The organism is Sphaerisporangium krabiense (genome assembly GCF_014200435.1).
Classification (GTDB): Bacteria; Actinomycetota; Actinomycetes; order Streptosporangiales; family Streptosporangiaceae; genus Sphaerisporangium; species Sphaerisporangium krabiense.
Genome location: NZ_JACHBR010000001.1, coordinates 2,093,151 through 2,105,420, shown reverse-complemented (window position 1 = coordinate 2,105,420; position 12,270 = coordinate 2,093,151). Strand labels below are relative to the sequence as shown.

Here is a 12,270-nt window from a genome sequence, read left to right as displayed (position 1 = left end):
CATGGCGATCGAGCTGACCGCGCGCGCGTACCGGATCCCCACGGACGGCCCCGAGGCGGACGGCACCCTCGCCTGGTCGAGCACGACCATCGTGATCGTCCACGCCTCCGACGGCCGGGCCGCCGGCCTCGGCTGGACGTACGGACCCGCCGCGACGGCCGCGGTCGTGGCCGAGCTGCTGGCGCCGGCGGTCGGCGCCCTGGACCCCGACGACGTTCCCGGCGCGTGGACGGCGATGGCACGGCAGGTGCGCAACGCCGGCCGTCCCGGCATCGCGGGGATGGCGCTTTCCGCGGCCGACTGCGCCCTGTGGGACCTCAAGGCGCGCCGCCACGGCCTGCCGCTGGCGGGCCTGCTCGGCACGGCGCGCCCCGCCGTGCCCGTCTACGGCAGCGGCGGGTTCACGACCTACGACGAGGAGCGGCTGCACCACCAGCTGGCGCACTGGGCCCAGGAGCAGGGCATCCCCCGCGTGAAGATCAAGATCGCGCAGTCGTGGGGCCGGGCGCCGGGACGTGACCTGCGGCGGATGGCCGACGCCCGCAGGACCATCGGCGACCGGGCCGAGCTGTTCGTGGACGCCAACGGCGGCTACACGCGCAAGCAGGCCGTCCGCGTGATGAGACGCGCCGCCGACCTGGACGTCCGGTGGTTCGAGGAACCGGTCTCCTCCGACGACCTCCAGGGCCTCGGCGTGGTCCGCGACGCGGTGGACGCCGACGTGGCCGCCGGGGAGTACGGCTACGACCTCGCCTACTTCGGGCGCATGGCCCCGTTCGTGGACTGCCAGCAGATCGACGTGACCCGCTGCGGCGGGATCAGCGAGTTCCTGCGCGCCGCCGCAGTGGCCGCCGCCCACGGCCTGGACGTGTCGGGCCACTGCGCCCCGCACCAGCACCTCGCCGTCACCGCCGCCGTCCCGAACCTGCGCCACCTGGAATGGTTCCACGATCACGTGCGCGTGGAGGGCATGCTGTTCGACGGGACCCGCTCGCCGGAGGGCGGCGAGGTGCGCGTCCCGTCCGGCGAGCCCGGCAACGGGCTCACGCTGAAGGAGGCCGACGCGGAGCGCTGGCGCGTGGCCTGACCGAGGACGGGACCTCGGGCGCCGGCGGCACGTCCGCGGGTCTCGGCCCGTCGTGCCCCAGGGCGTCCTCGGTGTCGCCCCCGATGGCCAGGCCGTCGAGAAGCACCCGGAGGCCGAACTCGAAGAGCGTGTCGAGGTCGAAGTCGTAGCCTTTCGCGTCGAGACCTCTCATGAGGCCGGTGAACAAGGGGGCCCGGCCGGAGGCGATGAGGGCGTTCATCGCCCTCTCCTGGGTGCCCATCCACTGGTCCCCGGACAGCCCGGTGGCGGCCATCGCCTGGGTCTCCCGCTCCAGGTGGACGGCGAACCCCTGCACGTACCCGTAGATCAGCACCTCGATGGACAGCATGTCCGAGGGGGCCAGGCCGAGGCCGTCGAGCGCGCGCAGCATCTGCTCGCCGTGCTGGAGCAGGCCCGGCAGCGGCAGGGGCCGGCTGAGGGGGGCCAGATGGGGCAGCCACGGATGCCGGCGGTAGGTGCGCCACAGCGTCCGCGCCACCGTCTCCAGCCGCTCGCGCCTGCCGAGCGGGACGGCCGTGTAGCGTTCCTCGCTGTAGGCCAGGTCCGCCATCGTCCTGACCAGCTCGTCCCTGCCCCGCACGTGCCGGTAGATGGCCGTGGCGGCCACGCCGAGCCGGGCGGCGACCGCGCGGATGGTCACCGCGCCGAGCCCTTCGGCGTCCGCGGTCGCGATCCCCTCGCGTACGATCCGTTCCCGGGTCAGCTCCGCCACCCCGCCGCGCCGCCGCGGCCTGCTCAGCGTGGCCGCCACCACGGTGCCCGACCTCGGCCGCGCCTCCAGCAGGCCCTCGTCCTTGAGCACGGCGAGCGCCCGCACCGCGGTGGCCGCCGCGACCCCGAAGTCGCGGGCGAGCGCGCGGGTGGAGGGCGCCCGGTCGCCGGGCACGAGCTCGCCGGTCCTGATGCGCCGCCGGAGCTCGGCCGCGATGCGCAGGTAGGGATGGTCCACGGAACTGTCCTAGTACAGATTGCAGGGGGAAAGGCCGGATCTGTTCTAGCACAGTTGGGTGATCGGGCCTCACCTGGAATACCAATGGACCATGACTTCAGTGCTGATCTCCGGCGCCAGCGTCGCCGGCCCCGCCCTCGCCTACCTGCTCCGCCGGCACGGCTTCGCCGTCACCGTGGTCGAGCGCGCCCCCGCCCCGCGTGCCGGCGGCCAGGCGATCGACGTGCGCGGCGCCGCGCTCACGGTCGCCGACCGCATGGGGATCCTCGCCGACGTGCGGCGCCACCGTACCCACATGAAGGGCATGTCCATGCTGGACGGCGACGGCAACGAGCTGTGGCGGTCCACCGAGATGGCGCTGTCCAGCGGCCGTCTCGGCGGCGACGACGTGGAGCTGCTCCGTGAGGACCTGAGCCGCCTCATCCACGACAGGACGCGCGACGACGTCGAGTACGTCTACGGCGACTCCATCGCCACGCTCGACCAGGACGGGCACGGCGTGCGCGTCACCTTCGAGCGGTCGGCGCCGCGCGCCTTCGACCTGGTCGTCGGCGCGGACGGCCTGCACTCGACCGTGCGCAGGCTCGCCTTCGGCCCCGAGCGAGAGTTCGTCCGCCACCTCGGGATGTACGTGTCGATCTTCTCGATGGACAACTACCTCGGCCTGGAGGACTGGCAGACCTGGTTCAACGACGGGCCGGTGGGCGGCGCCGTCTACCCGGTGCGCGGCAACACCGAGCTCCGCGTCAACCTGGGCTTCGAGTCCCCGGAGCCGATCGAGTACGACCACCGCGACGTCGAGGCGCAGAAGCGGCTCGTCGCCGACCGCTGCGCGCACGCCCGCTGGGAGGTGCCCCGGCTGCTGAAGGCGATGTGGGACGCCCCGGACTTCTACTTCGACTCGATGGCCCAGGTCCACATGGACCGCTGGTCGTCCGGCCGGGTGACGCTCCTCGGCGACGCGGGCTACTGCGCCTCCCCGCTGTCCGGCCAGGGAACGAGCCTGGCGCTGATCGGCGCCTACGTCCTGGCCGCCGAACTGGCAAGGTCCGACCACGAGACCGCCTTCGCCGCCTACGAGTCCCGCATGCGCCCCTTCGCCGCCCTCAACCAGTCCCTCATCGAGGAGAACCGCAAGCACATGGAGGAGAACCCCACCGGAGAGAGCCCGATGGACCGCGTCAAGAACGCGATCGAACTCCCCTGACCGGTCGGCGCGAGGTGACGGCGGCACGTCCTGATCGCCGCGCCGCCCCGGTCACCTCTGGCCGTCCGCCGCTTCGGAGACCGCCAGCAGGAGTACTTCGTTCGGCTGAAATCCCCCTCTGTGCCGCTGGACCAGCGTCACGAGCGCGACGATCACTCGCGCCAGGTCGCGCGCGGCCGGAGTACGCGAGGGGACCGACAGTGACAGCGGCAGCAGGTCCGCCACGGCGAGCGCGACGCGTTCCTCGCTGAAAGGAACCGACCGGTCCAGCACGGGCCGGATCAGCTTCAGCGCGGACGCGACCGCCGGCTCGCCAGGGGCGTCGAGGGTTTCGAGCACCGCGACGGGGTCTTCGGCCGGTCGCTCGCGGCCGAGCGCCTCGCGCAGGCGGGACTCGGCGAATTCCCCGAAGGACGCGGGCGTCGCCGTGCCCGGCGTCTCGGCGGTCCAGGCCGCGATCACCGTCCGGAGCGCCGCGTCCAGGGGCGTGGGGGAGAGATGCGAGGTTCCCTCCCAAAGGGGCCTCAGGTGCGGCAGCAAGAGGTCGCCGAGCGTCGCGCCGAGGTCAGGGCCGGGCCCGTACGGCCATGGCGTTCCCCTGGCGCCCCACAGTGCGGGACGGTTGACGTCGTAGGTCATCCAGATCGTCGCATTTCCAACCAACTGCGCGATGACGGAGTCGACGACCGAGGAGACCTCGCGCCGGGTCGGCAGGCGGAACCGCGGTGAGGCGTCCGACAGCGCGTTCACCCATCCGACGAATCGCTGGGCATCGGTGCTCCACATGCCGGTGGCGGCTCCGCCACCGGGCTCGGGATCGGCGAAGTGCCTGCCCTGTCGCGTGTGCTCGTCCACGAACCTGCGGTACAGGCGCCGGCTCACCGGCCGTAAGCACAGGACGGTTCCCTCGTCTAGCCGGATCCGCTCGCCGAGCTCACGGTCGACGAGGACGGCGCTCAGCAGACGCCGCCGCTCCGGGTCATCGGAGACCTCGCTCGTGAGCAGCTCGCCGAGCCGCGTCCGCACGGCCGGCTCCACCTGCGACGCCTCGTCCGCGCAGGCGAACGCCAGGCTCAGGGCGGGGACCGTGGCCACCGCCATGCATCTCTCGATGACGGGTGTGGCGTCCCCGCTCGCGGCCCAGATGAGCGTGGTCTCCCGCCACCAGGGATCGTCCACCCCGTCGAGGAGCAGATGAACGAGTGCCGGATCCTGGCGGATCGCGGCCGCGGCCAGATACTCCTGCAGGGTGAAGTGGGCGAAGGTGTAGACGTCCGGCGCCGGTTCGAGGAGCAGTCCCGCTCTTCCCATCTCCCTGAGGAAGTCCTCCGCGCCGATCTCCGCGCCCGAGACCCTGTCCAGCGGCCGGCGGATCACCGCCGCCGCGACCCCGGCGGACACCGAGGCGAGACGTTCCCGCATCATGTGCAGAGCCAGGCTCTGGATGACCTGCTCCTTCTGCGAACCCCGGAGACCCGTCGGATCGCCCAGGTTCTTACCCTCCTGCCGTCGGTACAGCAGGAGTGCGCACATCTCGGCGTACAGGGCGGCCCGCGACCCGGGCAGGGCCGCTCGGTATCGATGGACGTTGGCGATCATCGTCAGCAACAGCGGAGAGGCGGCCAGGGTGGCGAGGGACGGCGCCGCCAGAAGCCGGGTGATCAGGCCGTCCGCGGCGGCGTCGGCCCGGGCCAGCACCTCGCGGCCGGAACGGTCGTGCGCCCGGATCTCGACGGCCCGGTACCACCGGCGCAGGAAGGCCGACATTTCGTCGGCGTCCCAGGGGCGCGTCCCCACGACCTCGGCGGACGGCAGCGGGTTGGACGCGTATCCGGCCGGCCGCGAGGTGAGGACGAACAGGTTCCCGGGGTACCTGGCCACCTGGCCACTTATCCAGTCGACCAGCCTTCGGCGGTCCTCCTCCTCCGCGACCTCGTCCAGCCCGTCGAACAGCAGGACGGCGCGATCCCGGGACAGGTGTCGTTCGCACAGCTCCCGGTCCAGATCGCCGGCCGACGCCATGAGAGCGGGCAGGGACGGCGCGTCGTGCCGGAGGATCATCGGCGCCTGGTCGCGCAAGGAGAGCAGCATCGGTAGGCGACCACGGGGAAGACCGGACACACGGGGCCGGATCAGGTCGAGGACGATCTGCCGCAGCAGCGTCGTCTTGCCGCTTCCCGGTCCCCCGAGCACGACGATGACGCCACTGCGCCGCCGGACGACCAGATCCCGCAGAGACACCTCGTGCGTCGCCGGCGCGTCCGTGGCGGCGACCTCGGGATCGAGAGGCCCGGCGAGGCGGCGCAAGCGCACGTCCACGAACACCTGGCTCGATTCGAGGGCGAACTCACCCTGCGTGATCAGTCCGTAGTTCTCCACATAGGAGAGCGAGGCGCGAAGCCGAGTGAAGTACCTCCGCGTCCGTCTGTACCGTCCCACCCACAGGAGGGCCTGTTCCGCCCCCAGGGCCGCCGCGAGCAACCCGACTATGATGCCGAGGCGGGCGATGGCGCTCGAAGAAGAGCTCATGAAATTCGCGAGCGCTCCGACCCCCAGGCTCGCCACGAGCCCCACCGTCGCACCGGACAGGAAACCGAGCCGCCTGGTCCTGCGCGGCTTCGCCTCGTCCGCGGTGGGTACGGCCCGGGGGAGTGCCCGGGCCAGGCGGGCACGGTCCTCCGGTCCCCGGAAGACGACGACGGCGTCGACGACGGCGTCAAGGGCCCCTACAGCTTCGGGACTGGCATAGTTGAGCACCACGACGATGGTGTGCGCCGGAGGGGCGTCGGGGCCCAGCGCCGCGCGCGCGGACGGGGCGTCGAAGAGCGCCTCCACCACCTTGACGAGAAAGCCGGATCCGGCCCGCCCGGCCACGGTGTACTCGACGATGCCGTCCCGCCCTTCCTGGCGGGTGTACTCCAGTCCCGCGCCGCGCAGCTCGGCTTCGACCGCCGGGCCGGCGCTGTCCCTCGTCGCCGGGGTGAGCTCCGGCCCACCGGTCGCGCCGGTCCGGTTGTACATCTCCCAGCAGAGCTGCAGAAGGCGGCGATGGTTGCCACCGCTCACCTGAAGCAGATGGGCGATCGCCTCGCGGTCGAGGCGCGGGACGCCGGGGGCGGCGGCGAAGTAGACGCCGAGGAGTTTCTCCGCCTCGGCGAGAGTGAGCGCGGAGGTGGCGAGGACGAACGGCCCGAAGCGCTGTGCCAGGTCGGGGGGCAGGGCGTCCCAGGCGGACTCGCTGCCGATCAGTATCAGCATTCCCCGCTCGGCGGGGACACGCTCGACCAAGGAGTGGAGCAGGCCGAGGTTCGCGGTGTGCGGACGGCCGCCGTGGCGCAGGATCAGGCGTTCGCACTGGTCGATCACGATGATCAGAGGGCGGCCGACGACGGAGCACATCGCGGCGAGGAGTTGCAGCCCGAAGCGGCAGCGGGCGCTGTCGAGGATCGGGCCTTCGACGCCGAGCCTGCTGGCGGTGGCCAGAGCGATGTCACGGCCGACGAGCCAGTCGTAGGCGGCCTGTTCGAGATTCGGGTCGAGGAGGGCGTCGAGCGCGCGTTCGAAGTCGGCGCCGTCATCGGCGACCCTGGCGAGGTGGTCGGCCTGGGCCTCCAGCACCGCGCCCGGCTCGACGAGCATCTCCCGATAGAGCGCGGGCACCTGTTCGGGATCACGACGCGCCGCGTCGATCAGGACGGATTCCTCCGGCGTGCCTTTCGCCCTGTCGACGGCGAGCACTCCGCGGAATCGCACCGTGAGCTCCCGCAGGAGCGGCCGGCTGAGCTGGCTCATCAGCCGCTGATAGACCGAGAGGAGATCGACGGTCTCCGCCTTCGCGTACAACCGGATGGCGCCGTTGCCGTCCGCCAGGTGCCGGCTTAGGGCGTATCGGACGGCGTGGGTCTTGCCCGATCCGTGGTCCCCGTGGAGGAACACCGCCGAGCCGCGCCGTCCGGCGTCGGAGAGATATCGGTCCACCAGTCGCGCGAGCCGGCGCGCCGCGGGCAGACCGGCGGTCGGCGTCGTGGACGTCCACGCCAGCAGCGCCGAGTCCATGACGTGCTCTTCCATGCTGGAGGTGCCGTGTGCCGAGAAGGGATTCCGCGGCGTGGTCATCGGCCGTTCCATTCGCTCAGCAGCCGCCCCGTTTCGACCAGCCACGCGTAGGACATCTTCAACTTCTCGGCGTCGGCAGCCTCGCGCCCGGCCGTGTTCAGCCGGTACTGCAGCAGGCGCGCGAGCCGTTTCAGCACCAGCTTGATCGGCAGTTCGGTGCTGAACACCGACTCCAGGCCGGGCCCGTCGAATGGGCAGGGGTGCTCGGTGGTCGCCTGCGCCCAGCGTCCCTCGGCCAGCAGCCTGACCTGCCTGCTCCCGAGGGGGTGCAGGTGAAGCAGGTGGGCGTCGTCCGCGGTGAGGCCGTGGAGCGGCGCCGTCTTGGCATGCTCGCCGGCTTGGTGGGTGAAGACCACGACACAGGGAACGTCGCCGAAGACCTCGTGCGCCGCGCCCAGCATGGACACGTCCATCAGACCTTCGATGAGCACTCCGAACCCGTGGCGGGGCGTGTCCGGCGCCGTGAGCGCCGTCTCCAGATCTTCGGCCAACTCCTGGAACCGCAGCAGGAAACCCGGCCGGGGAGACTCGCTCACCTGGCTCAGCCGCCTGTCGAGATCCGTGCCCAGCGGAACGCCCATCTTGACGCTGCCCCTTCTGAGGCGGCCCAGCGCGTGGCTGAGAAGTTCGAAGGCGTCGAAGGTGTTCAGGTTCACCTCGGCGACCACGAACCGGTCTCCGAGCCCGCGCTTTCTGCGGTAGTGGTCCAGGACGCAGCGCGCCATCGACGTGCGGCCGGTGAAGTCCCGTCCCGAGACCACGACGAACGCCGGCCGGCCGTCGGCGACCACGTCCTCCAGGTAGTCGTCCAGCGCCCGCGGGTCGAAGAACCCATCGAGGCCCAGAGGCATCCGGGCGTCGGGAGGGATCGCCAGGGGCGTGAGCGGCGTGACCGTGTAGGGGTTGCCCGTCAGGCCGTAGACGTCATAGGCGGTTCCCTGCGCTGCCATGGTCAGTCGCCGAGCAAGGACATGTACTCGCGCAGATGGGGCTCGATCGCTGCGAAGGCGGAACCGGCGAAGAGGGCTTCGTAGTAGGGCTCGGCGTGGTGGAAGCGGACGACCGCCTCCTGGGCCGCCACGGCGCGTGTGGTGCCGTGGCGGCGGACGAAGCGGTTGGCGTCGGTGGGGTAGAGCGTGCCCTGGTAGACGCTCTCCAGATCGACGAGCAGCGACGGGCCGGCCTTGATCGCCTTGTAGAGGGAGGGGCTCTGGATGCGGATCACGATGAGCCGGAGCAGCAGGTCGAGGCGGAACTCCGGCAGGTCGGCCGTGTTCCGGGCGACGACGTTCGTGAAGGCGGCCAGGTTGAGCACCCGCTTGATGTGCCGGGGGTTGGGGTAGACGATTTCCTTGAGAAGATCGATATGGGGAACCAGCTCACGCGGCAGGTCGAGGCCGTGCAGGAACGCGCCTATCGCGGATTCCTCGAAAGCGGACAGGTAGAGCGGTAACTGGATGATTTTATCTAAATAGTCGTTGCCGATCTCAATGACCTTGTCGGCTCCGAAGTTGAACTCCCGGTACTTGAGGGCCACTCCGCGGTCGACCACATCCTTGGCGATGGCCAGCACCACGAACACGTTCCTCAGATCGAAGAACAGCTTCAGCGACTCCAGGAGATCGATGATCTCGTCCGGCTCACACCGGTCGAGGTCGTCGACCATGATGACCAGGCGCACGTCCTTGGCCGCCAGACGGTCGGCCTCCGACTGGAGAGTCGAGCGCAGGTTGCGCATCTCACTCTCGACTTCTCCGTGCGCCTTGGAATACTCCTCTGACGCGCTTTTGATGTCGTCGAGCTGTATCGCGCCCCCGGACACCCGCCCGAGCAGGATGTTGGTGGTCAAGGTACTGATCACGCTGCTCAGCCGCCGTACGGTGTCCCCGAACCGGGCCTTGGCGTCCCGTGCCAGGGTGTCCTGGAGTGTGTGCAGCAATGGCAGCAGCATGTTCGGCTCTTTGCGATGCACCCACGGGTTGAACTCCACCCGCACGGTACGTTCCGGATGGTCGGCGTCCAGCGCCTCGCCCACCATCCGCAGCAGGCTCGACTTCCCGCTGCCCCACGGCCCGAACACGCCGATCGTGAACGGCGTGTCGGTGCCCTCGCTCACGATCACCTCGGCGAGCGGTCCCACATACCGGCGCAGGTCGAGCCGATCGAGATCGCGTCCTACCGGAGCGTCGGAAACCAGCAGCCGTTCAGTCGCCATTCCCGACTCCTCGCCATGGACCAGTGTGTGCCGATTACTGTGCCGGAGAGCGTGCCCTCTCGCGGTATTTTCCCGTAATTCTGGCGCATGCCGTACACGCGGATCTTTGTGTATCGATCCACCGCGGGCTTTATGGAGGTGAGGGTTTTTCGGAAACGCCGTTTCTGTTGTTCAGGACGAGCCTCTCCCGCCGGATTCGAGGTGCTGCTGGATGGCGGTCATCACGGCCTGGGGGGTGGCGGAGCGGGGGAAGGCGGCGACGACGATCTCGTCGCTCTTCTCCTGGGGTTGTTCCAGGTGGCGGAAGGTGGCGATGACGTAGCCGAGGGCGTGGTCGAGGGGGGTCGAGGGGTCGTAGGTGCCGCCGGCGCGGAGCCAGCCGCGGAGCACCTGGTTGTGGGCGGTGACGACGGAGGCGGCCATGAGTTCGGCGCGCAGGCCGGCGTCGGGGGAGGCGCCGAGCCACTCGCCGACGAACTCGCGGAACAGGCGCTGGTAGCGGGCCACGCTGGCGATCTCGCGGTCGCGCAGCGCGGGCACCCGGCGGACGAGGCGGTAGCGGCGCAGCGAGACCTCGGCGTCGTCGACGTAGTGGGCGAGCACGATGCGGACGGCGTCGGTGATGGCCACGATCGCGGTCTCGGCGGTGGAGGCGCGCAGCCGGGCGTCGATCCTGGCCAGCAGCTCGTCGTGGTCGGGGAAGATCGCGTCGTCCTTCGAGCGGTGGTAGCGGAAGAACGTGCTGCGGCTCACCCCCGCGCGGGCCGCGATGTCGTCGACCGTGGTCGCGTCGTAGCCGTTCTCGTCGAACAGCGCCACGGCGGCCTCGGCGAGGCGCCGGCGGATGGGCGGTATGGACACGTGGGTCATTCTCCCCTCCGGGGTTGCCATCCGTCATGGTACTGAGTACCGTCAAAACGGAACTTAGTCCTATCGAGGTGGTGGATGACCCTGCACGGCACCGCGGACGGCCTCGCCCGCTTGAAGGAGCGCCTCGACGAGGCGGTCCACGCCGCCGAGGCCCGCGCGACGGCGAAGCAGCACGCCAAGGGCAGGCTCACCGCGCGCGAGCGCATCGAACGCCTGCTGGACGCGGGCACCTTCGTGGAACTGGACGCCCTGGCCAAGGGATCGCTCGTCTACGGCGACGGCGTGGTCACCGGGCACGGCACGATCCACGGCCGCCGGGTGTGCGTGTTCGCCCAGGACTTCACGGTCGCGGGCGGCAGCCTCGGCGAGGTGTACGGCCAGAAGATCTGCAAGGTCATGGACCTGGCCGTGCGCAACGGCTGCCCGATCATCGGCATCAACGAAGGGGCGGGGGCGCGCATCCAGGAGGGCGTGGTCTCGCTCGGCATGTACGGCGAGATCTTCCGCCGCAACATCCGCGCCTCGGGCGTGATCCCGCAGATCTCCCTGGTCATGGGCGCCTGCGCGGGCGGCCACGTCTACTCGCCCGCGCTCACCGACTTCACGATCATGGTGGACTCCTCGTCCCACATGTTCGTGACGGGCCCGGACGTGATCAAGACCGTGACCGGCGAGGACGTCACGTTCGAAGAGCTGGGCGGCGGACGGGTGCACAACAGCCGCAGCGGCGTCGCCCACTACCTCGCCCACGACGAGGACGACGCGCTGGACTACACGCGGGCGCTGCTGTCGTACCTGCCCGACAACAACCTCGACGAGCCGCCGCACCCGGTCTTCGAGGCCGACCTGGAGCCGTCCGCCGGCGACCTCGCGCTGGACGAGCTGGTGCCCGACTCGCCGAACCAGCCCTACGACATGCACGACGTGATCGCCGCGCTGCTGGACGACGGCGAGTTCCTTGAGGTGCAGGCGCTGTTCGCGCCCAACATCGTCGTCGGGTTCGGCCGGATCGAGGGCCGTCCCGTCGGCGTCGTGGCCAACCAGCCGATGCGGATGGCCGGCACGCTGGACATCGACGCCTCGGAGAAGGCCGCCCGGTTCGTCCGCACCTGCGATGCCTTCAGCGTCCCGGTGCTCACGCTGGTGGACGTGCCCGGCTTCCTGCCCGGCACCGACCAGGAGTGGAACGGCATCATCCGGCGCGGCGCCAAGCTCCTGTACGCCTACGGCGAGGCCACCGTCCCGCTCGTCACCGTCATCACCCGCAAGGCCTACGGCGGCGCCTACGACGTGATGGGCTCCAAGCACCTGGGCGCGGACGTCAACCTCGCCTGGTCCAGCGCGCAGATCGCGGTGATGGGCGCGCAGGGCGCGGTGAACATCCTGCACCGCAAGCGCCTGGCCGCCGCCGACGACCCCGGCGCGTTGCGGGCCGAGCTGATCCGCGAGTACGAGGAGACGCTGGCCACGCCCTACCTGGCGGCCGAGCGCGGCTACGTGGACGCGGTGATCCGGCCGAGCGAGACCCGCCGCGAGGTCACGCTGGCGCTGCGGCTGCTGCGCGGCAAGCGCGACGCCCTGCCGCCCAAGAAGCACGGGAACATCCCGCTGTGAACGTCGTCACCGGCGACCCGACGCCCGAGGAGCTCGCCGCCCTCGTCGTGGCCCTGCGTCTCGCGACGGCCGCCGCCCCCGCGCCGCCGCCCCCGGCGCCCCGCCCCCGGCCGGCGCTGCGCCGTCCTCTCGTGACCGGTCCCCGCGGCTGGCGGGAGTCGCGATGGAACCTTGGGAGGTCCCTGTGAGCA

Annotated in this window: 9 protein-coding genes; 4 read left to right on the top strand and 5 right to left on the bottom strand. The window is 70.8% G+C overall.

Features of this window, described 5'->3' with window-relative positions:
* The first annotated feature begins 1 nt into the window (after position 1).
* A complete protein-coding gene (locus BJ981_RS09090) occupies positions 2-1,087 on the top strand; it encodes an enolase C-terminal domain-like protein (protein ID WP_184609847.1) in 1,086 nt (361 codons plus the stop codon).
* Here BJ981_RS09090 and BJ981_RS09085 read toward each other — a convergent pair.
* Positions 1,044-2,057: a GntR family transcriptional regulator gene (locus tag BJ981_RS09085; RefSeq protein ID WP_184609845.1), complete on the bottom strand. Its 1,014-nt coding sequence runs from the start codon at positions 2,055-2,057 to the stop codon at positions 1,044-1,046. The two genes, BJ981_RS09090 and BJ981_RS09085, sit on opposite strands and share 44 nt — an antisense overlap.
* Positions 2,058-2,148: 91 nt before the next feature.
* Here BJ981_RS09085 and BJ981_RS09080 point away from each other — a divergent pair, with 91 nt between their 5' ends.
* Entirely contained in the window at positions 2,149-3,264 is a 1,116-nt protein-coding gene (locus BJ981_RS09080; RefSeq protein ID WP_184609843.1) for an FAD-dependent monooxygenase, read from the top strand.
* Between the two features lie 51 nt (positions 3,265-3,315).
* On the opposite strand, the gene BJ981_RS09075 is transcribed toward BJ981_RS09080, so the two are convergent.
* The 4 genes from BJ981_RS09075 to BJ981_RS09060 form a co-directional block, all read right to left on the bottom strand.
* Entirely contained in the window at positions 3,316-7,380 is a 4,065-nt protein-coding gene (locus tag BJ981_RS09075; RefSeq protein WP_184609841.1) for an NACHT domain-containing protein, read from the bottom strand.
* Positions 7,377-8,330, bottom strand: a complete 954-nt coding sequence (locus tag BJ981_RS09070; protein ID WP_184609839.1) for a P-loop NTPase family protein — start codon at positions 8,328-8,330, stop codon at positions 7,377-7,379. Before BJ981_RS09070 ends, BJ981_RS09075 begins: the two co-directional genes overlap by 4 nt.
* A gap of 2 nt (positions 8,331-8,332) precedes the next feature.
* Positions 8,333-9,595, bottom strand: a complete 1,263-nt coding sequence (locus tag BJ981_RS09065) for a KAP family P-loop NTPase fold protein (protein ID WP_184609837.1) — start codon at positions 9,593-9,595, stop codon at positions 8,333-8,335.
* Between the two features lie 171 nt (positions 9,596-9,766).
* Positions 9,767-10,456, bottom strand: a complete 690-nt coding sequence (locus tag BJ981_RS09060) for a TetR/AcrR family transcriptional regulator (RefSeq protein WP_184609836.1) — start codon at positions 10,454-10,456, stop codon at positions 9,767-9,769.
* Between the two features lie 84 nt (positions 10,457-10,540).
* On the opposite strand from BJ981_RS09060, the gene BJ981_RS09055 reads away from it, so the two are divergent.
* Together BJ981_RS09055 and BJ981_RS09050 are read left to right on the top strand one after the other, a co-directional pair.
* Positions 10,541-12,079 (top strand): acyl-CoA carboxylase subunit beta, encoded by a 1,539-nt coding sequence (locus BJ981_RS09055; protein WP_184609834.1) that lies wholly within the window; start codon positions 10,541-10,543, stop codon positions 12,077-12,079.
* Positions 12,076-12,267 (top strand): acyl-CoA carboxylase epsilon subunit, encoded by a 192-nt coding sequence (locus tag BJ981_RS09050; protein WP_184609832.1) that lies wholly within the window; start codon positions 12,076-12,078, stop codon positions 12,265-12,267. Before BJ981_RS09055 ends, BJ981_RS09050 begins: the two co-directional genes overlap by 4 nt.
* Positions 12,268-12,270 lie beyond the last annotated feature (3 nt).

Bases quoted from the DNA above. Each gene is read 5' to 3' on its own strand.
- BJ981_RS09090 (WP_184609847.1), top strand. From the start codon at position 2: ATGGCGATCGAGCTGACCGCGCGCGCGTACCGGATCCCCACGGACGGC.
- BJ981_RS09080 (WP_184609843.1), top strand. From the start codon at position 2,149: ATGACTTCAGTGCTGATCTCCGGCGCCAGCGTCGCCGGCCCCGCCCTC.
- BJ981_RS09075 (WP_184609841.1), bottom strand. From the start codon at position 7,380: ATGACCACGCCGCGGAATCCCTTCTCGGCACACGGCACCTCCAGCATG.
- BJ981_RS09070 (WP_184609839.1), bottom strand. From the start codon at position 8,330: ATGGCAGCGCAGGGAACCGCCTATGACGTCTACGGCCTGACGGGCAAC.
- BJ981_RS09065 (WP_184609837.1), bottom strand. From the start codon at position 9,595: ATGGCGACTGAACGGCTGCTGGTTTCCGACGCTCCGGTAGGACGCGAT.
- BJ981_RS09055 (WP_184609834.1), top strand. From the start codon at position 10,541: ATGACCCTGCACGGCACCGCGGACGGCCTCGCCCGCTTGAAGGAGCGC.